The organism is Bradyrhizobium sp. 521_C7_N1_3, from assembly GCF_052075975.1.
Lineage (GTDB): Bacteria > Pseudomonadota > Alphaproteobacteria > Rhizobiales > Xanthobacteraceae > Bradyrhizobium > Bradyrhizobium japonicum.
Genome location: NZ_CP197232.1, coordinates 1,220,301 through 1,243,373 on the forward strand (window position 1 = coordinate 1,220,301; position 23,073 = coordinate 1,243,373).

General features: G+C 65.2%; 15 protein-coding genes. 12 read left to right on the forward strand and 3 right to left on the reverse strand.

The genetic code is table 11. The annotated features are described in order from the left end of the window. Positions 1-109 precede the first annotated feature (109 nt). The 11 genes from AB7008_RS05690 to AB7008_RS05740 all read left to right on the forward strand — a co-directional run bounded on the left by AB7008_RS05690 (position 110) and on the right by AB7008_RS05740 (position 15,389). Positions 110-2,206 (forward strand): 3-hydroxyacyl-CoA dehydrogenase NAD-binding domain-containing protein, encoded by a 2,097-nt coding sequence (locus tag AB7008_RS05690; protein ID WP_441258606.1) that lies wholly within the window; start codon positions 110-112, stop codon positions 2,204-2,206. Between the two features lie 126 nt (positions 2,207-2,332). Further along, positions 2,333-4,015: a dicarboxylate--CoA ligase PimA gene (gene pimA / locus AB7008_RS05695; RefSeq protein WP_441258607.1), complete on the forward strand. Its 1,683-nt coding sequence runs from the start codon at positions 2,333-2,335 to the stop codon at positions 4,013-4,015. After that, the gene (locus tag AB7008_RS05700) at positions 4,012-5,199 is read left to right on the forward strand and encodes an acetyl-CoA C-acyltransferase (protein ID WP_014498261.1); all 1,188 of its coding nucleotides are present in this window, start codon (positions 4,012-4,014) and stop codon (positions 5,197-5,199) included. The genes pimA and AB7008_RS05700 overlap by 4 nt, the downstream gene beginning before the upstream one ends. Positions 5,200-5,334: 135 nt before the next feature. After that, a complete protein-coding gene (gene pimC, locus AB7008_RS05705) occupies positions 5,335-6,525 on the forward strand; it encodes a pimeloyl-CoA dehydrogenase large subunit (protein WP_441258608.1) in 1,191 nt (396 codons plus the stop codon). A 131-nt stretch (positions 6,526-6,656) separates the two neighbouring features. Beyond that, positions 6,657-7,799 carry a pimeloyl-CoA dehydrogenase small subunit gene (pimD, locus tag AB7008_RS05710; RefSeq protein WP_441258609.1) on the forward strand — a complete coding sequence of 381 codons (1,143 nt, stop codon included), beginning with the start codon at positions 6,657-6,659 and terminating at the stop codon, positions 7,797-7,799. A gap of 163 nt (positions 7,800-7,962) precedes the next feature. Then, positions 7,963-8,736, forward strand: a complete 774-nt coding sequence (locus tag AB7008_RS05715; RefSeq protein WP_441258610.1) for an SDR family NAD(P)-dependent oxidoreductase — start codon at positions 7,963-7,965, stop codon at positions 8,734-8,736. A 106-nt stretch (positions 8,737-8,842) separates the two neighbouring features. Further along, positions 8,843-9,235, forward strand: a complete 393-nt coding sequence (locus AB7008_RS05720; RefSeq protein WP_248881377.1) for an endonuclease domain-containing protein — start codon at positions 8,843-8,845, stop codon at positions 9,233-9,235. Positions 9,236-9,498: 263 nt separating this feature from the next. Further along, on the forward strand, positions 9,499-11,004 hold the full coding sequence (gene glpK / locus AB7008_RS05725; protein ID WP_441258611.1) for a glycerol kinase GlpK: 1,506 nt from the start codon (positions 9,499-9,501) through the stop codon (positions 11,002-11,004). A 123-nt stretch (positions 11,005-11,127) separates the two neighbouring features. Then, complete coding sequence (locus AB7008_RS05730) at positions 11,128-13,575, forward strand: penicillin acylase family protein (RefSeq protein ID WP_441258612.1); 2,448 nt, start codon at positions 11,128-11,130, stop codon at positions 13,573-13,575. A gap of 196 nt (positions 13,576-13,771) precedes the next feature. Continuing rightward, complete coding sequence (locus AB7008_RS05735; protein WP_441258613.1) at positions 13,772-14,365, forward strand: GNAT family N-acetyltransferase; 594 nt, start codon at positions 13,772-13,774, stop codon at positions 14,363-14,365. Positions 14,366-14,759: 394 nt separating this feature from the next. After that, a complete protein-coding gene (locus AB7008_RS05740; protein WP_441261191.1) occupies positions 14,760-15,389 on the forward strand; it encodes a glutathione S-transferase family protein in 630 nt (209 codons plus the stop codon). Between the two features lie 12 nt (positions 15,390-15,401). Here AB7008_RS05740 and AB7008_RS05745 read toward each other — a convergent pair whose 3' ends face one another. From AB7008_RS05745 to metF, 3 genes are all read right to left on the reverse strand, one after another. Continuing rightward, complete coding sequence (locus AB7008_RS05745) at positions 15,402-16,190, reverse strand: hypothetical protein (RefSeq protein WP_028157374.1); 789 nt, start codon at positions 16,188-16,190, stop codon at positions 15,402-15,404. Between the two features lie 640 nt (positions 16,191-16,830). Beyond that, positions 16,831-20,679, reverse strand: coding sequence for a methionine synthase (gene metH / locus AB7008_RS05750; protein WP_441258614.1), 3,849 nt, complete (start codon positions 20,677-20,679; stop codon positions 16,831-16,833). Positions 20,680-20,686: 7 nt separating this feature from the next. Continuing rightward, complete coding sequence (gene metF, locus AB7008_RS05755) at positions 20,687-21,628, reverse strand: methylenetetrahydrofolate reductase [NAD(P)H] (RefSeq protein ID WP_441258615.1); 942 nt, start codon at positions 21,626-21,628, stop codon at positions 20,687-20,689. Positions 21,629-22,027: 399 nt separating this feature from the next. On the opposite strand from metF, the gene AB7008_RS05760 reads away from it, so the two are divergent. Then, positions 22,028-23,044 (forward strand): LLM class flavin-dependent oxidoreductase, encoded by a 1,017-nt coding sequence (locus tag AB7008_RS05760; protein ID WP_441258616.1) that lies wholly within the window; start codon positions 22,028-22,030, stop codon positions 23,042-23,044. Positions 23,045-23,073: the final 29 nt, after the last annotated feature.

Sequence of the window (23,073 nt, forward strand, 5' to 3'; positions counted from 1 at the left end):
GAGTCGTTGACAACGTCCGTGCTTCAAAATAACCCTGCCGTCAAGATGCGGAATTAAATTCCGCACCGCGAAATCGAACAAAAGTAAATCCCCACCAAGGAGGGAAGCCGTGAGCGAAGTGGTCAAGCTTGAGCGTCATGACGAAGTCGGGATCGTCACGGTCAACAGTCCTCCGGTCAATGCGCTGAGTGCCGCAGTGCGCGGCGGTATTCTCGAATGCATCAAGGCCGCGATCGCCGATCCCGCGATCAAGGGCATCGTGCTGACCTGCGCCGGCCGCACCTTTATCGCCGGTGCCGACATCACCGAATTCGGCAAGCCGCCGAAGCCGCCCGCCCTCAACGACGTCCTCGCCGAGATCGAGAACTCGCCCAAGCCGGTCGTCGCCGCGATCCATGGCACCGCGCTCGGCGGCGGCCTCGAGGTCGCGCTGGCCTGTCATTTCCGCGTGGCCGTGAAGGAAGCCAGGCTCGGCCTGCCCGAGGTGAAGCTCGGCCTGCTGCCGGGCGCCGGCGGCACCCAGCGCCTGCCGCGCGCGGTCGGGCCGGAGCTCGCGGTCAAGATGATCGTCGGCGGTGATCCGATCGGGGCTGCCGAAGCGCTCAAGAACGGCCTGATCGAGGAGATCGTCGAAGGTCCGGCCTCCGGCGGCGAAGCCTTCGTCCGCAAGCTGCTCGCCGAGAAGCGTCCGCTGCGGCGCCTGCGCGACGACGATTCCAAGCTCGCCGCGGCCAAGGCCGACCGCTCGATCTTCACCAATGCGGTCGCCGCCATGACCAAGAAGTCGCGCGGCCTGGAAGCGCCGTTCGCGGCCGCCGACGCCGTCGGCTACGCCATCGACCTGCCGTTCGACGAGGGCCTGAAGAAGGAGCGCGAGGGCTTCCTCAAGCTCGTGGCCAGTGACCAGTCCAAGGCGCAGCGTTATGCCTTCTTCGCCGAGCGCGAGGCCAGCAAGATCGCCGGCGTTCCTGAAGGCACCAAGTCGCGACCCGTGAACCGCGTCGCCATCCTCGGTGCCGGCACCATGGGCGGCGGTATCGCGATGTCCTTTGCCAATGCCGGCGTTCCCGTCACCCTGATCGAGACCGGCGAGGAGCAGCTCAAGCGCGGCATGGGCATCATGCAGAAGAACTGGGAAGCGACCGCCGCGCGCGGCGGCATCCCGGCCGACGCGCCCGCCAAGCGCATGGCGCTGATCAACGGCGTCGTCGGCATCGAGAATGTCGGCGATGCTGACCTTGTGATCGAGGCCGTGTTCGAGACCATGGCGGTGAAGAAGGAAGTGTTCGGCAAGCTCGACCAATACGTCAAGCCCGGTGCCGTGCTCGCCTCCAATACCTCCTACCTCAACATCGACGAGATTGCGAAGTCGACCAAGCGGCCGCAGGACGTGCTCGGCATGCACTTCTTCTCGCCCGCCAACGTCATGAAGCTGTGCGAGATCGTGCGCGCCGACAAGACCGCGCCGGATGCGCTGGTCACCGCCGTGACCATCGCGCGCAAGATAGCGAAGGTGCCGGCCGTGGTCGGCGTCTGCGACGGCTTCGTCGGCAACCGCATGCTGGCGCAGCGTGGCAAGCAGTCCGAGAAGCTCTTGTTCGAAGGTGCCTTGCCGCAGCAGGTCGATGCCGTAGTCACCAAATTCGGCATGCCGATGGGGCCGTTCGCGATGGGCGACCTCGCCGGCCTCGACATCGGCTGGCGCTCGCGCAAGGACCGCGGCATCAAGTCGGAGATCGCGGACGCACTCTGCGAAGCTGGCCGCTTCGGCCAGAAGACCGGCAAGGGCTACTACAAGTATGAAGCAGGAAGCCGCTCGGCGCTGCCCGATCCGGAGGTCGAAAAGCTGATCGACGAGACGCTGCTCCGTCTCGGCCGCAAGAAGCGCGTCGTCAGCGACGAGGAGATCCTCGAGCGCATGATGTACCCGATGATCAACGAGGGCGCGAAGATCCTCGAAGAGGGCATCGCGGCGCGTCCTTCCGACATCGACGTGGTCTGGCTCTACGGCTACGGCTGGCCGATCTACCGCGGTGGCCCGATGTTCTGGGCCGACACCGTCGGCCTCAAGCACATCGCCGATCGTCTCTCCTTCTACGCCAAGGAAACCAACGATCCGAGCCTCGAGCCCGCGCCGCTGCTGAAGAAGCTCGCGGCCGAAGGCAAGACGTTCGCGTCGCTGGCCGCGGCGTCGAAGGCGGCGTGATGGAGCTTCGCGCTCCAGCTCTCAGTCATTCCGGGGCGCCCGTAGGGCGAACCCGGAATCTCGAGATTCCGGGTTCGGCTCTTCGAGCCGCCCCGGAATGACGGTCTGTGTAGTCTCAAGGAATCCATGACCCATCCCGGCGAACAGTTTTATCCCGAGGGCGTGCGTTGGGACGACACCATCGTCCAGGGCTCGCTGCCTGACCTGCTGTCGAAAGCCGCCGCCGATTTCGGCCCGCGCACCGCGCTGGAATTCCGCGATCGCCCGATCAGCTATACCGAGCTCGCCGCCATGGCCGAGCGTGCCGCGGCTGCCTTCCTGCGCGCCGGCTGCGGCAAGAACAGCTCCGTGGCGCTGTTCCTCGGCAACACCCCGGACCATCCGGTCAATTTCTTCGGCGCGCTCAAGGCCGGTGCCCGCGTCGCGCATCTCTCCCCGCTCGACGGCGAGATCGCGCTGACGCACAAGGTCTCGGATTCCGGCTCGCGCCTGCTCGTCACCTCCAACCTCGCGACGCTGCTGCCGACCGCGCTGAAGTTCCTGGAGAAGGGCCTGATCGATCGCCTGGTCGTCTGCGAGGACGACGATTGGGGCAAGGTCGGCACGCCGCAGGCACCGATCCCCGATGATCCCCGCATCGTCACCTTCAAGAGCTTCGTCGAGGGCGCGACCGCGCCGGCCGAGTGGCCGTCCGTGACGGCGGACGACGTCGCGCTGCTGCAATATACCGGCGGCACCACCGGCCTGCCCAAGGGCGCGATGCTTACCCATGGCAATCTCACCTCGGCGGTGTCGATCTACGATGTCTGGGGCAAGCCGTCGCGTGCGGCGCGTGGCGACGTCGTCGAGCGCGTGATCTGCGTGCTGCCGCTGTTCCACATCTATGCGCTCACCGTCGTGCTGCTGTCCTCGCTCAGCCGCGGCAATCTGATCTCGCTCCATCAGCGCTTCGATGTCGAGGCGGTGATGCGCGACATCGAAATCAAGCGCGCGACGTACTTCCCGGGCGTGCCGACGATGTGGATCGCGATCGCAGCGCTGCCTGATCTCGACAAGCGCGACTTCTCCTCGCTCGCCGTCATCGGCTCCGGCGGCGCGCCGCTGCCGGTGGAGATCGCGAACTTCTTCGAACGCAAGGTCGGCAAGAAGCTGCGCAGCGGCTGGGGCATGACCGAGACCTGCTCGCCCGGCACCGGCCACCCGCCGACGGGACCGGACAAGCCGGGGTCGATCGGCCTGATGCTGCCCGGGATCGAGCTCGACGTGGTTTCGTTGGATGATCCGACAAAAGTGCTGCCGCCGGGCGAAGTCGGCGAAATCCGTATCAAGGGCCCGAACGTCACCAAGGGCTACTGGAACAAGCCGAAGGGCTCCGCGGAGTCCTTTTCGGACGGCCGCTTCCTCACCGGCGACATCGGCTATGTCGACACCGACGGCTATTTCTTCCTGGTCGACCGCAAGAAGGACATGATCATCTCCGGCGGCTTCAACGTCTATCCGCAGATGATCGAACAGGCGATCTACACCATTCCAGGCGTGCACGAGGTGATCGTGCTCGGCATTCCCGACCAGTATCGCGGCGAGGCCGCCAAGGCTTTCATCAAGCTCAAGCCGGACGCAAAGCCGTTCTCGCTCGATGAGCTGCGCGCGCAACTTGCGGGCAAGGTCGGCAAGCACGAGCTGCCGGCAGCGGTCGAGTTCGTCGACGATCTGCCGCGCACGCCGGTCGGAAAATTGTCGCGCCACGAATTGCGCCAGCAGCAGAAACCATCACAATCCACCCAACACGCATCAGGAGGTCGCTCTTGACCGACGCCGTCATCGTTTCCACCGCCCGCACCCCGATCGGCAAGGCCTATCGCGGCATGCTCAACGCCACCGAGGGCGCGACGCTGCTCGGCCACGCCATCGGCGAGGCCGTCGCCCGCGCCAAGGTCGATCCGAAGGAGGTCGAGGACGTCGTGATGGGCGCAGCGCTGCAGCAGGGCGCGACCGGCGGCAACATCGCGCGCAAGGCGCTGCTCCGCGCAGGTCTCCCCGTGACCGTCGCCGGCACCACCATCGACCGGCAATGCGCCTCGGGCCTGCAGGCCATCGCGCTGGCCGCGCGCTCGGTGATCTTCGACGGCGTCGAGATCGCGGTCGGCGGCGGCGGCGAGTCGATCAGCCTCGTGCAGAACGACAAGATGAACGGCTTCCACGCCCAGGACCCGGCGCTGCTCAAGATCAAGGGCGAGGTCTACATGCCCATGATCGACACCGCCGAAGTCGTCGCCAAGCGCTACGGCATCTCGCGCGAGAAGCAGGATGAGTATTCGCTGGAGAGCCAGCGCCGTACCGCCGCGGCCCAGCAGGGCGGCAAGTTCAAGGACGAGCTCGCGCCGATCACGACGCAGATGGCGGTCACCGACAAGGCGACCGGCGCCGTCTCGTTCAAGGAGGTGACCTTGTCGCAGGACGAAGGCCCGCGCCCCGAGACCACGGCTGAAGGCCTTGCCGGCCTCAAGCCCGTGCGCGGCGAAGGCTTTTCGATCACCGCCGGCAATGCCAGCCAGCTCTCCGACGGCGCCAGCGCCTCCGTCATCATGAGCGACAAGGAAGCCTCGAAGCGCGGCCTCAAGCCGCTCGGCATCTTCCGCGGCTTCGTCTCCGCCGGCTGCGAGCCGGACGAGATGGGCATCGGCCCGGTCTTCGCCGTGCCGCGCCTGCTCAAGCGCCACGGCCTCACCGTCGACGACATCGGCCTCTGGGAGCTGAACGAAGCCTTCGCGGTGCAGGTGCTGTATTGCCGCGACAAGCTCGGCATCGACCCCGAGAAGATCAACGTCGACGGCGGCGCGATCTCGGTCGGCCACCCCTACGGCATGTCGGGCGCGCGCCTGACCGGCCACGCCCTGATCGAAGGCCGCCGCCGCAAGGCCAAGTACGCGGTCGTCACCATGTGCGTCGGCGGCGGCATGGGCGCGGCGGGACTGTTCGAGGTGTTGCAGTAACGGGCTCCGTCGTTCCGGGGCATTCGCGCCAGCGACTGAACCCGGAACCTCGAGCCACAAACTTCTGGATTCCGGGTTCGCGCTTTGCGCGCCCCGGAATGACGAATAGGGAATAACGTTTCACAGGAGGATCCGATGGATCTCGCATTCACGAAGGAAGAGCAGGCGTTTCGCGAGGAAGTGCGTTCATTCTTCCGCGACAACGTGCCGCCGGATACGCGGCGCAAGCTGGTCGAGGGCCGTCATCTCTCGAAGGACGAGATGGTGACGTGGTGGCGCATTCTCGACAAGAAGGGCTGGGGCGTCAGCCACTGGCCGAAGCAGTATGGCGGGACGGGGTGGACCTCCGTGCAGCACTACATCTTCAACGAGGAGCTGCAGTCCTATCCGGCGCCGCAGCCGCTCGCCTTCGGCGTCAGCATGGTCGGCCCGGTGATCTACACTTTCGGCAACGAAGAGCAGAAGAAGCAGTATCTGCCGCGCATCGCCAATGTCGACGACTGGTGGTGCCAGGGCTTCTCCGAGCCCGGCTCCGGCTCCGACCTCGCCTCGCTCAAGACCAAGGCCGAGCGCAAGGGCGACAAGTGGATCATCAACGGCCAGAAGACCTGGACCACGCTCGCTCAGCACGCCGACATGATCTTCTGCCTCTGCCGCACCGACCCCTCCGCCAAGAAGCAGATGGGCATCTCCTTCATCGTCTTCAGCATGAAGTCGAAGGGCGTCACCGTGCGTCCGATCCAGACCATCGACGGCGGCGTCGAGGTCAACGAGGTGTTCTTCGACGACGTCGAGGTGCCCATCGAGAACCTGATCGGCGAGGAGAACAAGGGCTGGGACTACGCCAAATTCCTGCTCGGCAATGAGCGCACCGGCATCGCGCGGGTCGGCGTCTCCAAGGAGCGGCTGCGCCGCATCCGCGACTTGGCCTCCAAGGTCGAGTCCGGCGGCAAGCCGATCATCCAGGACGCCGCGTTCCGCGAGAAGCTGGCGGCCTGTGAGATCGAGCTGAAGGCGCTCGAGCTGACGCAGCTCCGCGTCGTCGCCGACGAAGGCAAGCACGGCAAGGGCAAGCCGAATCCGGCGTCCTCGGTGCTGAAGATCAAGGGCTCCGAGATCCAGCAGACCACCACCGAGCTCTTGATGGAAGTGATCGGTCCGTTCGCGGCACCCTACGACGTGCACGGCGACGACGGCTCGAACGAAGCCATGGAGTGGACCGCCCAGATCGCGCCGAGCTACTTCAACAACCGCAAGGTCTCGATCTACGGCGGCTCCAACGAGATCCAGCGCAACATCATCGCCAAGGCGGTGCTGGGGCTCTAGGCGTCATTCCGGGGCGCGCGTAGCGCGAGCCCGGAATCCATAACCACGATCGGGAGTATGGATCCCGGGCTCGCGCTACGCGCGCCCCGGGATGGCGAAACAAAAAATTCCGGGTACGAGGAACCAAAGAAATGGATTTTGATCTGAACGAGGAGCAGCGGCTTCTCAAGGACAGCATCGACGGCCTGCTGACCGATTCCTATGATTTCGAGAGCCGCAAGAAGTACATGAAGGAGAAGGGCGGCTGGAGTCAGGCCGTCTGGGGCAAGCTCGCCGAGCAGGGCCTGCTCGGCCTGCCCTTCGCGGAAGCCGATGGCGGCTTCGGCGGCGGCGGTGTCGAGACCATGATCGTGATGGAGGCGCTCGGCAAGGCGCTGGTGCTCGAGCCGTATCTGGCAACGGTCGTGATCGGCGGCGGCTTCTTGCGCCACGCCGGCTCCGATGCGCAGAAGACCGCGCATGTGCCAGGGATCATCGACGGCAGCAAGACGCTCGCGTTCGCCCAGCTCGAGAAGAACTCGCGTTACGATCTCTTCGACGTCTCGACGACGGCGAAGAAGAAGGGCGACGGCTGGGTCATCGACGGCGAGAAGTTCGTCGTGCTGAACGGCGAGAACGCCGAGACCCTGATCGTCACCGCCCGCACCAAGGGCGACCGCCGCGACAAGGCCGGCATCGGCGTCTTCCTGGTCCCGGCGAATGCCAAGGGCGTGACGAAGAAGTCGTACCCGACCCAGGACGGCCTGCACGCCGCCGACATCACCTTCACCGGTGTCGAGGTCGGCGCCGATGCGGCGCTTGGCAATCCCGACAACTCGCTCGCGCTGATCGAGCGCGTCGTCGACGAAGCCCGCATCGCGCTCTGCGCCGAGGCCGTCGGCCTGATGGACGAATCGCTGAAGACCACGGTCGAGTACATCAAGACGCGAAAACAGTTCGGCGTCGCGATCGGCTCGTTCCAGTCGTTGCAGCATCGCGCCTCCGACATGTTCGTCGCCGCCGAGCAGGCGCGATCGATGTCGATGTTCGCGACCATGGCGGGCGATTTCGAGGACGCCAAGGAGCGCTCCAACGCGATCGCCGCGGCCAAGGTGCAGATCGGCAAGTCGCTGAAGTTCGTGGGACAGCAGGCGATCCAGCTCCACGGCGGCATCGGCATGACCATGGAGGCGAAGATCGGTCACTACTTCAAGCGCCTCACCATGATCGAGAACAGCTTTGGCGACACCGACTACCACCAGCGCCGCGTCGCGGATGGCGGTGGGTTGATCTGAGTTGATCGAGACCACAGGAAGACTGTCATGCCCCGGCTTGACCGGGGCATCCAGTACTCCGCGGCGGCAGTTCGTTCGCGCAACTTCAGCCGCGGAGTACTGGATCGCCCGGTCAAGCCGGGCGATGACATCGAGTAAATGGAATCAGCGGAGCCCAACAACAATGAAGAACACCCCGTTCGATCTCACCGGCAAGGTCGCAATCGTCACTGGCTCCAGCCGCGGCATCGGCCGTTCTTCCGCGGAGTTGCTCGCAAAACTCGGCGCCAAGGTCGTGGTGTCATCGCGGAAAGCGGAAGCCTGCAAGGAGGTGGCCGACGGCATCAATGCGGCCGGCGGCGATGCCATCGTCATTCCCTGCAACATCGCGCGCAAGGCCGAAGTCGAGGCGCTGATTTCGGGCACGACCAAGCATTACGGCAAGATCGATATCCTGGTCTGCAACGCCGCGGTGAATCCGTATTACGGCCCGCTGCTCGACATCACCGACGAGGCCTTCGACAAGATCATGGGCAGCAACGTCAAGAGCAACATCTGGCTCTCCGCGCTGGCGATCCCGCAAATGGCCGAGCGTGGCAACGGCTCCGTCGTCATCATCTCCTCGATCGGGGGCCTGCGCGGCTCCACCGTGATCGGCGCCTACGGCATCTCCAAGGCCGCCGACTTCGCGCTGTGCCGCTCGCTCGCCGGCGAATGGGGCCCGAAGGGCGTCCGCGTCAACTGCATCGCGCCCGGCCTCGTCAAGACCGATTTCGCCCGCGCGCTGTGGGAAGACGAAGCCAACCTCAAGCGCCGCACCGCCACCACGCCCCTTCGCCGCATCGGCGAACCCGACGAAATCGCCGGCGCCGTCGCCTACCTCGCCTCCGACGCGTCCAGCTTCATGACCGGCCAGACCATCGTGATCGATGGCGGCGTGACGACGGCCGCGGTGTAGCCTCCTACCACTTGCAATTGTATTGAGGTGGCGCTTCACTTCACCCTCCCCTGAGGGGGAGGGTCGCTCGCGCACAGCGCGAGCGGGGTGGGGTGAAGCCACACAAATGGTCTCAACATCGATCCGACGTTCTGCCGCGAAGAAGCTGAGGGCCAACACCACTCCGCATGAACGGATATTGTGGCGTGCCCTCAGAGAGCTCCCGCTCGAAGGTTCACACTTCCGCCGGCAAGCGCCGATCGGTCCTTACATCGTCGACTTCTTCTGCCCGGCCAAGCGGCTGATCATCGAACTCGACGGCGGACACCACAATGAGGACGACACGGCCGCGCGAGATCACGCGCGGCAGAGCTGGCTCGAGAACGAAGGCTATCGTGTCATTCGCTTCTGGAATTCGGAGATCACGAGCGATCTGACCGCGGTGCTCGAACGGATCTATGTCGAGCTGTACGGATCGCGCGAGGCAGAAACGATCCGATTGAAACATCGACGCAAGTAGAAGTTCGCTATCTTACCCTCCCCTGGAGGGGGAGGGTCGATCGCGCGTAGCGCGAGCGGGGTGGGGTGATCTCTCCGCACGGGCACCGCGCGATGCGGAAAGACTGTCACCCCACCCCGTCTCACATTCCGCTGCGCTTCATGTGAGCCGACCCTCCCCCTCCAGGGGAGGGTAAGCGAGACCAACCTTGACCTTCCCGCCCTAATCCGCTCCCTTTGGCGCGACACAATGACCCCTCTCAGGGAAACGCCAAGGTAGCTTCCATGTCTTTCGTCCTCGCCATCGACCAGGGCACCACCTCGTCGCGCGCCATCGTTTTTCGCAGTGACATCTCGATTGCCGCCCGCGCGCAGCAGGAGTTTCCGCAGCATTTTCCGGCCTCGGGCTGGGTCGAGCACGAGCCGGAGGACATCTGGACCTCGACCGTGATGGTTTGCCGCGACGCGATCGAGCAGGCCGGCATCGGGCCTAAGGACATCGCCGCGATCGGCATCACCAACCAGCGCGAGACCACAGTGGTGTGGGACCGCGTCACCGGCCACGCCGTGCACCGCGCCATCGTCTGGCAGGACCGCCGCACCGCCGACATCTGCGCCAAACTCAAGGCCGACGGCCGCGAGCCCGTGATCTCGCAGAAGACCGGCCTGATCATCGATCCCTATTTCTCCGGCACCAAGGTCGCCTGGATCCTCGACCACGTTCCCGGTGCGCGGGCGCGTGCCGCGCGCGGCGAACTGATGTTCGGCACCGTCGACTGCTACCTGCTCTGGCGCCTCACCGGCGGCAAGGTGCACGCCACCGACGCCACCAACGCCTCGCGCACGCTGCTGTTCAACATCCACACCGGCCAGTGGGACGACGAGCTGCTGGAGATCATCGGCGTGCCGCGCTCGATGCTGCCCGAGGTGAAGGATTCCTCCGCCCGCTTCGGCGAGAGCACGCCGGACCTGTTCGGCGGTGCGATCGCGATCTCAGGCATTGCCGGCGACCAGCAGGCCGCGACCATCGGCCAGGCCTGCTTCCGCCCGGGCATGATGAAGTCCACCTACGGCACAGGCTGCTTTGCCCTGCTCAACACCGGGACCACGCCGGTCGTCTCCAAGAACAAGCTGCTCACCACCGTCGCCTACCAGCTCGACGGCAAGCGCACCTACGCGCTTGAAGGCTCGATCTTCGTCGCAGGCTCGGCGGTGCAGTGGCTGCGCGACGGCCTCGGCATCATCAAGCACGCGGCCGAGACCGGACCGCTCGCCGATCAATCCGATTCCATGCAGAGCGTCTATCTCGTGCCCGCCTTCGTCGGCATGGGCGCGCCCTACTGGAATCCGCGCGTGCGCGGTGCGCTGTTCGGCCTCACCCGCAACACCGGCCCGGCCGAGCTCGCGCACGCCGCGCTGGAGAGCGTCTGCTACCAGACGTTTGATCTCTGGGCTGCTATGCGCGCGGACTGGCCGAGCTCGGAAGTCGCGAGCGTCGTGCTGCGCGTCGACGGCGGCATGACGGCCTCCGACTGGACCATGCAGCGCCTCGCCGATCTCTTGGACGCACCGGTCGATCGCCCCGTGATCCAGGAGACCACGGCGCTGGGCGCGGCCTACCTCGCCGGCCTCCAGGCCGGCGTCTATCCCGAGCCGACGAAGTTTGCCGACAATTGGCGCCTCGAGCACCGCTTCAAGCCGAACATGAGCCAGGCGACGCGGGAGCGGAAGCTCGCGGGTTGGGCGAGGGCGGTGAAGGGCGTGCTCGCGAGCGACGAGGGGGAGGGATAGGCGGATTCTTGTAGCCCGGATGGAGCGCAGCGTAATCCGGGGTTCTCTCCACGAGTAAGATTCCCGTATTACGCTTCGCTCCATCCGGGCTACGAACTAAAATAACAACAACGGGAGAAGACAATGAACACGGATCTCAACCGGGTCATCCGAAAACTCTGCGGCGCAGCGATCTGCGCCGCGCTGCTCACCTCGACAGCCATCGCGCGCGACAAGCCGAACCCGCTCGGAAGTGCGCGGCAGCTCAAGACCGATGTCGCCGGCCTCGACGCCCCCGCCCAGATCCTGGTCGACGTCTGGGGCATCCCGCACATCTATGCCGGTAACGAGCACGACCTGTTCTTCCTGCAAGGTTTCAACGCCGCGCGCGACCGGCTCTGGCAGATCGATCTCTGGCGCAAGCGCGGTCTCGGCCTGCTCGCAAAGGATTTCGGCCCGGCCTATGCCGAGCAGGACAAGGCGCTGCGGCTGTTCCTCTATCGCGGCGACATGAACGCGGAGTGGGCGGCCTACGGTCCCAAGGCGAAGACCTATGCGGACGCGTTCGTCGCCGGCGTCAATGCCTATGTCGCCGATGTGCGCGCGGGAAAGCGTCCGCTGCCGATCGAGTTCAGGATCGCCGGCACCATGCCTGATCCGTGGACGGCGGATGACGTCGTCCGCATTCGCAGCCACGGCCTGACGCGCAACGTCGCCTCCGAGGTCAAGCGCTCGCTGGTCGCCTGCGCGGCCGGCCTCGATGCCGATCGTTTTCGCGTCAAGCTCGAACCGGCATGGACCACGAAAGTGCCGGATGGGCTCGACCCCTGCGGCGTGCCGAAGGCCGTGCTCGCGGCCTACGATCTCGCGACCCGCCCGGTGGCTTTCGCGGCACCGAAGGACAAGCAGGCCGCACTCGCGCATGATCCCGACAAATACCTCACTGAGGCCGACCAGCAGCGCGACACCATCGGCTCCAACAATTGGGTGATCGCGGCCTCGCGCACGGCGACGGGCCGCCCGATCCTCGCCAACGATCCGCATCGCGAGCACAGCGTGCCCTCGCTGCGCTACATCGTCGGCCTCAACGCGCCGGGCCTCTCCGTGATTGGTGCCGGCGAGCCGGCGCTGCCCGGCATCTCGATCGGCCACAACGGCACCATCGCGTTCGGCCTCACCATCTTCAACGTCGACCAGGAAGACCTCTACGTCTACGAGCTCAATCCGCAAAACCCCAACCAGTACCGCTACGGCAATGGCTGGGAAGACATGCGCATCGTGCACGAGACCGAGCAGGTCAAGGGCGAGGCCGATCGCGACTTCGAGCTGAAGTTCACCCGGCACGGTCCGGTGATCTATGTCGACGATGGCAACAAGCGCGCCTTCGCGGTGCGCTCGATCTGGTTCGAGCCCGGCACGTCAGCCTATTTCGGCTCCTCCGATTACATGACCGCGAAGGACTGGAACGGCTTCCTCGCCGCCATGCGCCGCTGGGGCGCGCCGTCGGAGAACCAGGTATATGCCGACACCCGCGGCAATATCGGCTGGGTCGCCGCCGGCAAGACGCCGCGCCGTGCCAACTTCGACGGCCTGATGCCGGTGCCGGGCGACGGCCGCTATGAGTGGCAGGGCTTTCTCTCGCTCGACGAATTGCCGAAAGCCTATCAGCCCAAGCAGGGCTTTCTCGCCACCGCCAACCAGATGAACCTGCCGGCCGATTATCCGGTAGCCGAACGCAAGGTCGGGTTCGAATGGTCCGACAGCGCGCGCTGGCAACGCATCACCGAGGTGCTCGCGGCCAACAGCAAGGTGACGCTCGCCGACGCCATGGATTTGCAGAACGACGACACCGCGATGCTGGGGCGGCGCCTCGTCAAGCTGTTGCAGCCGCTCACCTCCGACGATCCCAATGTGAAGAAGGGTCTCGAGCTGCTCAAGCCATGGGACGCGCGCGATGCCGCCGACAGCGCGGCAGCCGCCGTGTTCGAGGTCTGGATCGCCAATCATCTTGGGCCGGTGCTGCTGAAGACCACGGCACCCAAGGCCGCCGATCTGATCGCGCCGGAGGCGTCGAGCATTTCGGCGCTGGTCGCCTATCTGGAATCTCCCGATGCGTCGTTCGGCGCCGATCCCGCTGCCGCGCGCGACCAGATCCTGCGCGACAGCCTCGGCGCCGCGGTGGCCGACGTCACGGGCAAGCTCGGGCCGGATGCCTCGACCTGGCGCTGGGGCCGGCTGCATGTCGCGAAATTCGACCATGCCTTGATGCCGCTCGCCGACAAGGCGACCGCCGCGCAGCTCTCGGTCGGCCCGCTCGCCTATGGCGGTGCCGCCAATGTGCCGCGCGCGGCCACCTATCGCCGTGCCGATTACCAGCTGTTCGCCGGCGCATCGTTCCGCATGGTGCTCGACGTCGGCAATTGGGATGCGAGCCGCACCATCAACACGCCCGGCCAATCCGGCGATCCCTTCAGCGCCCATTACCGCGATCTCGCTCCGCTCTGGGCCACGGGCCAATACGTCCCGCTGCTCTACAGCCGCCCGGCCGTCGAAGCCGCGACCGCGGAAGCGATCATCTTGACGCCGCGATGAGCGAGGGTTCACCTCGCCCCGCTTGCGGGGAGAGGTCGGAACGCATCGCGAGATGCGTTCCGGGTGAGGGGGTACAGGTCTATCGACAGATAACGCGCGCGGAGAAAGCCCCTCACCCCAACCCTCTCCCCGTAAGAACGGGGAGAGGGAGCGCAGTCCCGCTTCGATCAGCGCCATGATTCCACCGAGAGGCCCCATGATCATCCCCGACGGCTATTCCGACATCCCCGCCGGCAAGATCGCCGCGGTCGTCACCCATCTGGAGATGACCGCGCCTCCCGCGCGCCGCGACGATCCTCCAGGTGCGTGGACCTTGCGCAAGGTCGACGCGCCCGCGCTTCATTGGTATCGCGACCTCTACCGCCGCGTCGGCGAGGAGTGGCTGTGGTTTTCCCGGCCGCGCATGAATGATGCGGAGCTCGCCGCGATCATCCACGCGCCGGGTGTCGAGGTCTATGCCCTCGTCGTGGACGGCCGCGACGAAGGCCTGCTGGAGCTGGATTTCCGCGAGGCCGGCCAGTGCGAGCTGGTCTATTTCGGTGTCACCGCCGGATTGATCGGCACGGGCGCCGCCCGCTTCCTGATGAACCGCGCGCTGGAGCTCGCATGGTCTCGCGAGCTGCGCCGGGTCTGGGTGCACACCTGCACCTTCGACCATCCCTCGGCCGTCGCGTTCTACCAGCGCTCCGGCTTCCGCCCGTTCCGCCGCCAGATCGAGGTTGCGGACGATCCGCGCCTCGACGGAACGGCGCCGCGGACGGCGGCGAAGCACGTGCCGATCATCGAATGATGCGCAGGCCGGCCGTAGCCCGGATGGAGCGCAGCGTAATCCGGGGCCTTCTCACATCCTGATCGACCCGGATTTCGCTTCGCTCCATCCGGGCTACGACCTCAAAACACCTCCTCCTTTCCCTCGCGAGTGAGAATCCGCGCTGCGTGGCCTTGAAGCAGGTCAGCCCTGCTGTTCGCGCCGACATGTGAAACCCGCGCGCTGCCACAGAAAACAAGGATGAAGATTTTGCATACGTAGGTTGCCCGGTTCAAATCCGTCGTGCCCGGGGCTTGATCCGGGCATCCACCGCTTTCTAATCTGAAGAAAGATGGATGGCCGGGCCTACGCCACGCTGAAGGGGCTTGGGCCCTGCGGCCGGGTCAAGCCCGGCCATGACGCGCGAGCAAAAACCATGTTCCTGATCGGCCAATACGACTCCCCCTTCGTGCGCCGCGTCGCGATCGCGCTGCGGCTTTACGGGCTCGCCTTCGAACACAAGCCTTGGTCGACCTTCGGCGATGCCGACAAGATCGCGCCGTACAACCCGCTGCGCCGCGTGCCGACGCTGGTGTGTGATGATGGCGAGGCGCTGATCGAGAGCACGATCATCCTCGATTATCTCGATGAGCTCGTCGGGCCGGAGAAGGCGATGCTGCCGCGCGGCGGCGCCGAGCGGCGAAAGCACCTGCGCATCTGCGCGCTCGCCACCGGCCTCGGCGACAAGGCGGTGAGCCTGCTCTATGAGCGCGTGCTGCGCAAGGAGCAGCTTGCGCTGTGGGTCGAGCGCTGCCAGGCGCAGATCGCCGACGTGCTTAAGGTGCTCGAAGCCGAACGCGCCGGGGTGACGACGCCGTATTGGCTGGGTGACCGGATCGGCCACGCCGACATTGCGGTTGCCTGCGTCGTCCGCTTCACCCGCGAGGCGCATCCGCAACTGTTCGAGCCATCGCGCTATCCGGCGCTGTCGGCCCACGCCGAGCGCTGCGAGGCGCTGGCGCCGTTCGGGGAGATCGTGCAGCCGCTGGCCCCGCCGAAGGGGTGAAAGCGCGGCGTCCTATCTCCTGTTGCAGGGCTTGATCTCGCCCGTCGCGGTCTTCAGCACGATCGGATTGGGCGACAGCCTGATGCCAAAGAACAATTGAGAGCCGGACACCTTGTCGTCCGATCCCTGGTGTGCGTCCAGCTCGAGCTTCGCCGCGATCTCGGATGTCAGCTTGGCCCGCTCCTCCATCGAAATCGTGTTGTGATATTTGATCTCGTAGACGACGTCGGCTTCCAGCACGGAGCGCGTCTGGCAGACGACGCCGCCGCTCGAAATGTTCATGGCGATCGCGTCCTCGCATTCGGCCTTCAGCAGGGCATTGCGGGTCGATATCAGCGACTCGTCGGAAATCAGGAGAATGTTGGCGTTCTCGAGCTTGAGGTGAATTGAATCAACTTGCTGCATTCCGGCGACCGCCGACAGCTTGTCCCTGACCTGTGCGGACACGTCGAGATTCTTCTCGAGCGACTGCTTCAGGTCCCGGTCCACGGTCGGTGATTTCCGGATCTTGTCGGCCAGCAGCGCGGGGTCGATATCGCAGGTCGGATGCAGCTCGAGCCGACCATTGCTCAGATATTCGATTGTGTTGATGGTGCCGGGACCGCCGAACGTGCTGGGTGGGACCACCTCGAAATATCCGGTCTCGGAGAGGATGGCCGTGATCGTGTGTTTCTTTCGCGGGAAACCGACCCAGGCTGCAACCATCACCAGGCCGATCGCGACAAAGACGAGGCTACCAAGCCAGAGCCATTTGCGACTTGCTACTTTCGCGGGCAGCACAACTGGTTTCGTTCGCCGCATGGCACGTAGCCTTTCGGACAGTCAGCCGCGGCAATCGTGGGCAGCACGACAAGGGCGATCGCGGCGACGAACAGTGCAATGAACTGCGTCATATGTTCGATCCCAAGCAAACCATCGGTTTGAAGGTAGTAGACCGATAGAGTAGCGAATCAAGGTTGAGCGGACAAGTGAACGAGTTCACACGGGGGCCGGTTCCCGTGAGACAAAAGCGGGCGCGGCGAGTTGTGAGGCGAGGTCGCTTTCGCTGCGGTTGCATGTTCGATTTGCCGCGCATGTCGAGCTACCGCTGTCGCTCTCGTGCCCCGGACGCAGCGCAGCGCTTCTTGAGCGGTGCGCTGCAGAGCCGGGGCCCATCTCACGGCATCTCCGGTGCTGCCTTCTGGGTCCCGGCTCTGCGGAGCGGCACTGCGCGCCGCACCGCGTCCGGGACACGAGAATGGAGCATGCGGCATCCGACGAAGTGCGAAACTCGCACGGCAAGCGATGATGGAATATTACTGGTGTTTTGCCCGACGGAGCAAGTCGTTTCGGTAAGACCGAAATTCCTCAAGCCTTTCAACCCCACCTCTACTGTGCATGGGGTTGTTTTTCACTTTTTTAGTCTTGGGAAGCGAAGGCGGGCTGGGAAGCGAAGGCGGGCCTACCCCGCCCCCGCGCGCTTCTTCTGCCAGACGAGATGCACCGCGCAGGTGCAGCCAGGCGGATGCGAGGCGAGATCCTTCGACGTCTCGTCGTTCGCAGGTGTCGCCGCGAAGGCCTTGTCGGTCTGCTGCGACGGGATGTAGTTCAGCACCGGCGCGAGCCAGCGCTCGGTTTCCGCCACCGTCATGCCCTTGCGTGCGGCATAGTCCTCGACCTGGTCACGCTCGATCTTGCCGACGCCGAAATAATAGCTCTCGGGGTTCGCGAAATAGAGCCCGGACACGGAAGAGCCCGGCCACATCGCAAAGCTCTCGGTCAACTTCACGCCGGCAGTCGCTTCCGCGTCGAGCAGCTCGAACAGCGTCGCCTTCTCGGTGTGATCGGGCTGCGCGGGATAGCCGGGCGCGGGGCGGATGCCCTGGTACTTCTCGAGGATCAGGTCCTCGCTGGAGAGCGCCTCGTCCGGTGCATAAGCCCAGAACTCGCGGCGCACGCGGGCATGCATGCGCTCGGCGAAGGCCTCGGCAAGGCGATCGGCCAAGGCCTTGCACAGGATCGAGGAGTAGTCGTCATTGGCCATCTTGAAGCGGTCAGCGACCACGTCCTCGCCGATACCGGCCGTGACGACGAAGCCGCCGACATAGTCGGGCACGCCGGCGGGCGCGACGAAGTCGGCGAGCGCAGCGTTGAACCGGCCCTCGCGCTTCTCGAGCTGCTGGCGCAGCGTGTGCAGCGTCGCGATCTGCCTGGTCCGGCTTTCGTCGGCATAGAGCACGATGTCGTCGCCTTCAGCGTTCGCCGGCCAGAAGCCGACCGTCGCACGCGCCCGGAACCATTTTTCCCTGACGATCAGGTCGAGCATTTTGCGCGCATCGTCATAGAGCGAGCGCGCGACCTCGCCGACCTTGGAATCGTCGAGGATGGCCGGAAAACGCCCGGCGAGCTCCCAGGTCTGGAAGAACGGCGTCCAGTCGATATAGGGCACCAGCTCGGCGAGATCGTAATCGTCGAAGCTGCGGATGCCCAAGAAGGTCGGCTTCACCGGCTTGTTCGCGGCGAAGTCGACCGGCACGCGGTTGGCGCGTGCGGCCGCGAGCTTCAGGCGCTTCTTGTCGGCCTGCGCGCGCAGATGCGCGTCCGAGATTTTGGCGTATTCGGCGCGCACCTCGGCGGCGTAGGCCTCGCGCTTCTCAGGGCTCAGCAGCGAGGAGGCGACGCCGACGGCGCGGCTGGCGTCGTTGACGTGGACGACGGGACCGGCGCGATAGCTCGGGTCGATCTTGACCGCCGTGTGCACGCGGCTCGTGGTGGCGCCGCCGATCAAGAGCGGTAGCTTCAAACCTTCGCGCTGCAATTCGCCGGCGAAGAACGCCATCTCGTCGAGCGAGGGCGTGATCAGGCCTGATAGCCCGACGATGTCGGCCTTCTCCGCCTTCACCGTCTCGACGATCTTGGCCGCCGGCACCATCACGCCGAGGTCGATCACCTCGAAATTGTTGCACTGGAGCACGATGCCGACGATATTCTTGCCGATGTCGTGGACGTCGCCCTTGACGGTCGCGAGCACGATCTTGCCGGCGGACGAGGAGCCTTCGGTGCCGATGCCGTTGGCGAGGTTGCGCGCCTTCTCTTCCTCCATGAACGGCATCAGCCACGCGACCGCCTGCTTCATCACGCGTGCGGACTTCACCACCTGCGGCAGGAACATCTTGCCGTCGCCGAAGAGGTCGCCGACCACGTTCATGCCGGCCATCAGCGGTCCCTCGATCACGTCGAGCGGACGCTTGGATGCCTTGCGGGCCTCCTCGGTGTCCACCTCGATGAACTCGGTGATCCCATGCACCAGCGAATGCGACAGCCGCTTTTCCACCGGCCATTCACGCCAGGCGAGATCGGCTTCCTTGGTCTGGGTCTTGTTGCCGCGGAATTTCTCCGCGAGCGCCAGCAGGCGCTCGGACGCGCCGGGGTCGCGGTTGAGGATGACGTCCTCGCAGACCTGGCGCAGCTCGGCATCGATGTCGTCATAGACGATCATCTGTCCGGCATTGACGATGCCCATGTCCATGCCCGCCTTGATGGCGTGATACAGGAACACCGAGTGCATGGCCTCGCGCACCGGCTCGTTGCCGCGGAACGAGAACGACAGGTTCGAGACGCCGCCCGAGATGTGCGCGCCCGGCAGGTTCTGGCGGATCCAGCGCGTCGCCTCGATGAAGTCGACGCCGTAATTGTTGTGCTCCTCGATGCCGGTCGCGATCGCGAAGATGTTCGGATCGAAGATGATGTCCTCAGGCGGGAAGCCGACGCGATCCACCAGGATGTCGTAGGCGCGCTTGCAGATATCGGTCTTGCGCGCGAACGTATCGGCCTGGCCGACCTCGTCGAACGCCATCACCACCATGGCCGCGCCATGGCGGCGGGCGATCTTGGCCTCGTGAATGAACTTCTCCTCGCCTTCCTTCATCGAGATCGAGTTGACGACCGGCTTGCCCTGCACGCATTTCAGGCCGGCCTCGATCACCGAGAATTTCGAGGAGTCGACCATCACGGGGACGCGGGCGATGTCGGGCTCGGCGGCGACGAGGTTGAGGAAGGTCACCATCGCGGCTTCCGAATCCAGAAGTCCTTCGTCCATGTTGACGTCGATGATCTGCGCGCCGTTCTCGACCTGGTCGCGGGCGACCTGCAGCGCGGCGGTGTAGTCGCCGGCGGTGATCAGCTTGCGGAAGCGGGCGGAGCCGGTGACGTTGGTGCGCTCGCCGACGTTCACGAACGGAATGGCTTCCGTCAGGATGAATGGCTCGAGGCCGGAGAGCCTTAAGCGCGGTTCGATTTCCGGCACGATGCGCGGCTTGTGCGGGGCGACGGCCGCTGCGATCGCCGCGATGTGGTCCGGCGTGGTGCCGCAGCAGCCGCCGACGATGTTGACGAGGCCATCGCGCGCGAATTCACCGACCAGGCGCGCCATATATTCCGGCGTCTCGTCGTACTGGCCGAATTCGTTGGGCAGGCCGGCGTTCGGATAGGCGCACACCAGTGTGTCGGCGACGCGTCCGATATCGGCGATGTGGGCGCGCAGATCTTCCGCGCCGAGCGCGCAGTTGAAGCCGATGGTCACGGGTTTTGCGTGTCGCACCGAATTCCAGAATGCTTCCGGCATCTGGCCCGACAGCAGGCGGCCGGATTTGTCGGTGATGGTGCCCGACACCATCACGGGCACGTCGATGCCGCGTTCTTCGGTGATTTCGGCGATCGCATAGAGCGCCGCCTTGGCGTTCAGCGTGTCGAAGATGGTCTCGACCAGCAGCAGATCGACGCCGCCATCGAGCATGCCGTTGATCTGCTCGCCATAGGATTTGCGCAGATCGTCGAACGTGACGGCCCGGTAGCCGGGATTGGATACGTCGGGCGAGATCGAGGCGGTGCGGTTGGTCGGGCCGATGGCCCCCGCAACGAAGCGCGGCTTGCCGTCCTCGGCCTCGACGCGCCTTGCGGCGTTGCCGGCGAGGCGGGCGCCTTCGCGCGCCATCTCGTAGACGATGTCGGTGAGGTCGTAATCGGCCTGCGCGATCGAGGTCGTCGAGAAGGTGTTGGTCGCGACGATGTCGGCGCCGGCGCGCAAATAGGCGGCGTGGATGTCCTCGATCGCCTGCGGCTGGGTCAGGATCAACAGGTCGTTGTTGCCGCGCAGGTCGCGATGGAAATCCTTGAAGCGCTCGCCGCGGAAGGCGGCCTCGTCGAACTGCAGGTTCTGGATCATCGTGCCCATGGCGCCGTCGAGCACGAGGATGCGCTCGCGCGCGGCATTGAGCAGGGCAGTTCGCTTGGGAGAGGTGGATACGGTCATTATCTTCTTACGCCGCCTTCTGCGCGCTCTTGGCGCGGATGCCGAGCAAATGGCTGATCGCGAACACGAGATCGGCGCGGTTCATGGTGTAGAAATGGAAGGTGTCGACGCCGCGCTTCGCCAGCTTCTGCACCTGGCCGGCCGCAACCGTCGCGGCCACCAGCTTGCGGGTCTCGGCGTCGTCGTCGAGGCCGTCGAATTTCTCCGCCAGCCATTCCGGCACGGAGGTGCCGGCGCGGGTGACGAAATTGCGGGCCTGCTTGAAATTGTGCATGGGCATGATGCCGGGCACGATCGGGATGTCGATGCCTCGGGCGCGGACGCGGTCGAGGTAGCGGAAGTAGAGGTCGTTATCGAAGAACACCTGCGTGATCGCGCGCGTCGCACCCGCATCGACCTTGGCCTTCAGGGTGTCGATATCGGCGTCGAAGTCGCGCGCTTCAGGGTGCTTTTCGGGATAGGCGGAGACGGACACTTCGATGTCGCCGTGCCGCTTCTTGATGCCCGCAACGAGGTCGGCCGAACTCTGGTAGCCGTCGGGATGGCTGGAATAGGGCGTGCCGATGCCGCCGACGGGATCGCCGCGCAGGCCGACGATGTGGCGGACGCCGACCTCGTGATAGCGGTCGACGATCTCGTCGATCTCCCCGCGCGAGGCGCCGACGCAGGTCAAATGCGCGGCCGGCAGCAGCGCCGTCTCCTTCAGGATGCGGGCGATGGTCGAATGGGTGCGCTCGCGGGTCGAGCCGCCGGCCCCATAGGTCACGGACACGAATTTCGGGTCGAGCGGGGCGAGCCGGTTGATGGTCTCCCAGAGATTGCGCTCCATCTCTTCCGTCTTGGGCGGAAAGAACTCGAAGGAGATCGCAGGCCGCTTCGAGGAGAGGTGCCCGTTTTGGAGGTGCCCGTCTTGCCCTTCGGCTCGGGCAGGCGTCGTCAGATCGGTCATGGCACCACTCACTCCAGGGGCTCGTCCGGTTCTTGGCGGCCGGCAGTCAGGTCTCGATTGGATGTGGGCAAGATAAGCCAAAGCGGTCGCACTCGACAGCCCATCGGGGATGGGAAGTGGCCCACTTTTACCTGGAACGGTGGAAATATTGCGCAAGTGAGAGGGTAAGTGGGAAGCGTGTACCTATAACAAAATATAAGGTAAATCAATATATTGTAACGATTTTGGTGGCGGGCAGAAGTAAGTATGAAGTGTGGGCAATGTGAAGATGATGTTGCTACGATAAATCTTGTCCCATCGCCACAACCGCTCTTGCCGTGCGGGCTCGCTGCCTGCACACGCCAGACCTGCGCAGTCTGCCCATTGCCGCCGCGCCGGCCTTCACTACCTTAGCGCGCCATGATCCCGCTCTCAGTCCTCGACCTCTCCGTCGTCACCACAGGTACAAAACCCGCCGCGGCGCTGCGCAATAGCATCGATCTGGCGCGCCATGTCGATGGGCTTGGCTATGTCCGCTACTGGCTCGCCGAGCATCACAATCTCGCCTCGGTGGCGAGCCCGGCGCCCGACGTGATGATCGGGCAGATCGCGGCGGTGACGAAGCACATCCGCGTCGGCTCCGGCGGGGTGATGCTGCCCAACCACGCCCCGCTCGTGGTGGCCGAGCGCTTCAAGATGCTGGAAGCCCTGTTTCCCGGCCGCATCGATCTCGGTCTCGGCCGCGCCCCCGGTACCGACGGCGCCACCGCCTACGCACTGCGCAGCCGGCTGGATCGCCGCGAGGGCGACGACTTCCTGGAGCGGCTGCACGAACTGATTCTGTGGGAGACCCGCGAATTTCCCGCAGGGCATCCCTACAACAACGTCGTCGCGATGCCCGACGACACCAAGCTGCCGCCGATTTGGCTGCTCGGCTCCAGCGATTATTCCTCGGAGCTCGCCGCGCAGGTCGGCATGGGCTTCGCCTTCGCCCATCATTTCGCCTCCCATGACGCGATCGATGCGATGGTGCATTACCGCAACCGCTTCCAGCCCTCGGCCTGGAGCGCGAGCCCGCACGCGATCCTCGCCGTCGCCGTCATCACGGCCGACACGGACGAGGAGGCCGAAAAGCTCGCCACCTCGTTCGATCTCAACCGCCTGCGCCGCGACCGCGGGCAATATCTGCCGCTGCCGAGTGTCGAGGAGGCGCTGGCCTATCCCTATACGGATGCCGAGCGCATTTCGATCTCGCGCAACCGTTCGCGCCTCTTCGTCGGCAATCCGGCGACGGTGCAGAGGAAGCTGCAGCCGTTGATCGATGCGAGCAAGCCGGACGAGTTGATGGTGATCACGGCCGTGTACGACCACGACGCACGGAAGAAGTCGTATTCGCTGCTGGCGGAGGCGTTCGGGCTGAGAGCGGCCGCGGCGTAGCTTACCCTCCCCTGGAGGGGGAGGGTGGC

Excerpts from the sequence above, each read along its gene's own strand:
- pimA (WP_441258607.1), top strand. The coding sequence starts at position 2,333 with ATGACCCATCCCGGCGAACAGTTTTATCCCGAGGGCGTGCGTTGGGAC.
- pimC (WP_441258608.1), top strand. The coding sequence starts at position 5,335 with ATGGATCTCGCATTCACGAAGGAAGAGCAGGCGTTTCGCGAGGAAGTG.
- pimD (WP_441258609.1), top strand. The coding sequence starts at position 6,657 with ATGGATTTTGATCTGAACGAGGAGCAGCGGCTTCTCAAGGACAGCATC.
- AB7008_RS05715 (WP_441258610.1), top strand. The coding sequence starts at position 7,963 with ATGAAGAACACCCCGTTCGATCTCACCGGCAAGGTCGCAATCGTCACT.
- AB7008_RS05720 (WP_248881377.1), top strand. The coding sequence starts at position 8,843 with ATGGTCTCAACATCGATCCGACGTTCTGCCGCGAAGAAGCTGAGGGCC.
- glpK (WP_441258611.1), top strand. The coding sequence starts at position 9,499 with ATGTCTTTCGTCCTCGCCATCGACCAGGGCACCACCTCGTCGCGCGCC.
- AB7008_RS05730 (WP_441258612.1), top strand. The coding sequence starts at position 11,128 with ATGAACACGGATCTCAACCGGGTCATCCGAAAACTCTGCGGCGCAGCG.
- AB7008_RS05735 (WP_441258613.1), top strand. The coding sequence starts at position 13,772 with ATGATCATCCCCGACGGCTATTCCGACATCCCCGCCGGCAAGATCGCC.
- AB7008_RS05740 (WP_441261191.1), top strand. The coding sequence starts at position 14,760 with ATGTTCCTGATCGGCCAATACGACTCCCCCTTCGTGCGCCGCGTCGCG.
- AB7008_RS05745 (WP_028157374.1), bottom strand. The coding sequence starts at position 16,190 with ATGCGGCGAACGAAACCAGTTGTGCTGCCCGCGAAAGTAGCAAGTCGC.
- metH (WP_441258614.1), bottom strand. The coding sequence starts at position 20,679 with ATGACCGTATCCACCTCTCCCAAGCGAACTGCCCTGCTCAATGCCGCG.
- metF (WP_441258615.1), bottom strand. The coding sequence starts at position 21,628 with ATGACCGATCTGACGACGCCTGCCCGAGCCGAAGGGCAAGACGGGCAC.
- AB7008_RS05760 (WP_441258616.1), top strand. The coding sequence starts at position 22,028 with ATGATCCCGCTCTCAGTCCTCGACCTCTCCGTCGTCACCACAGGTACA.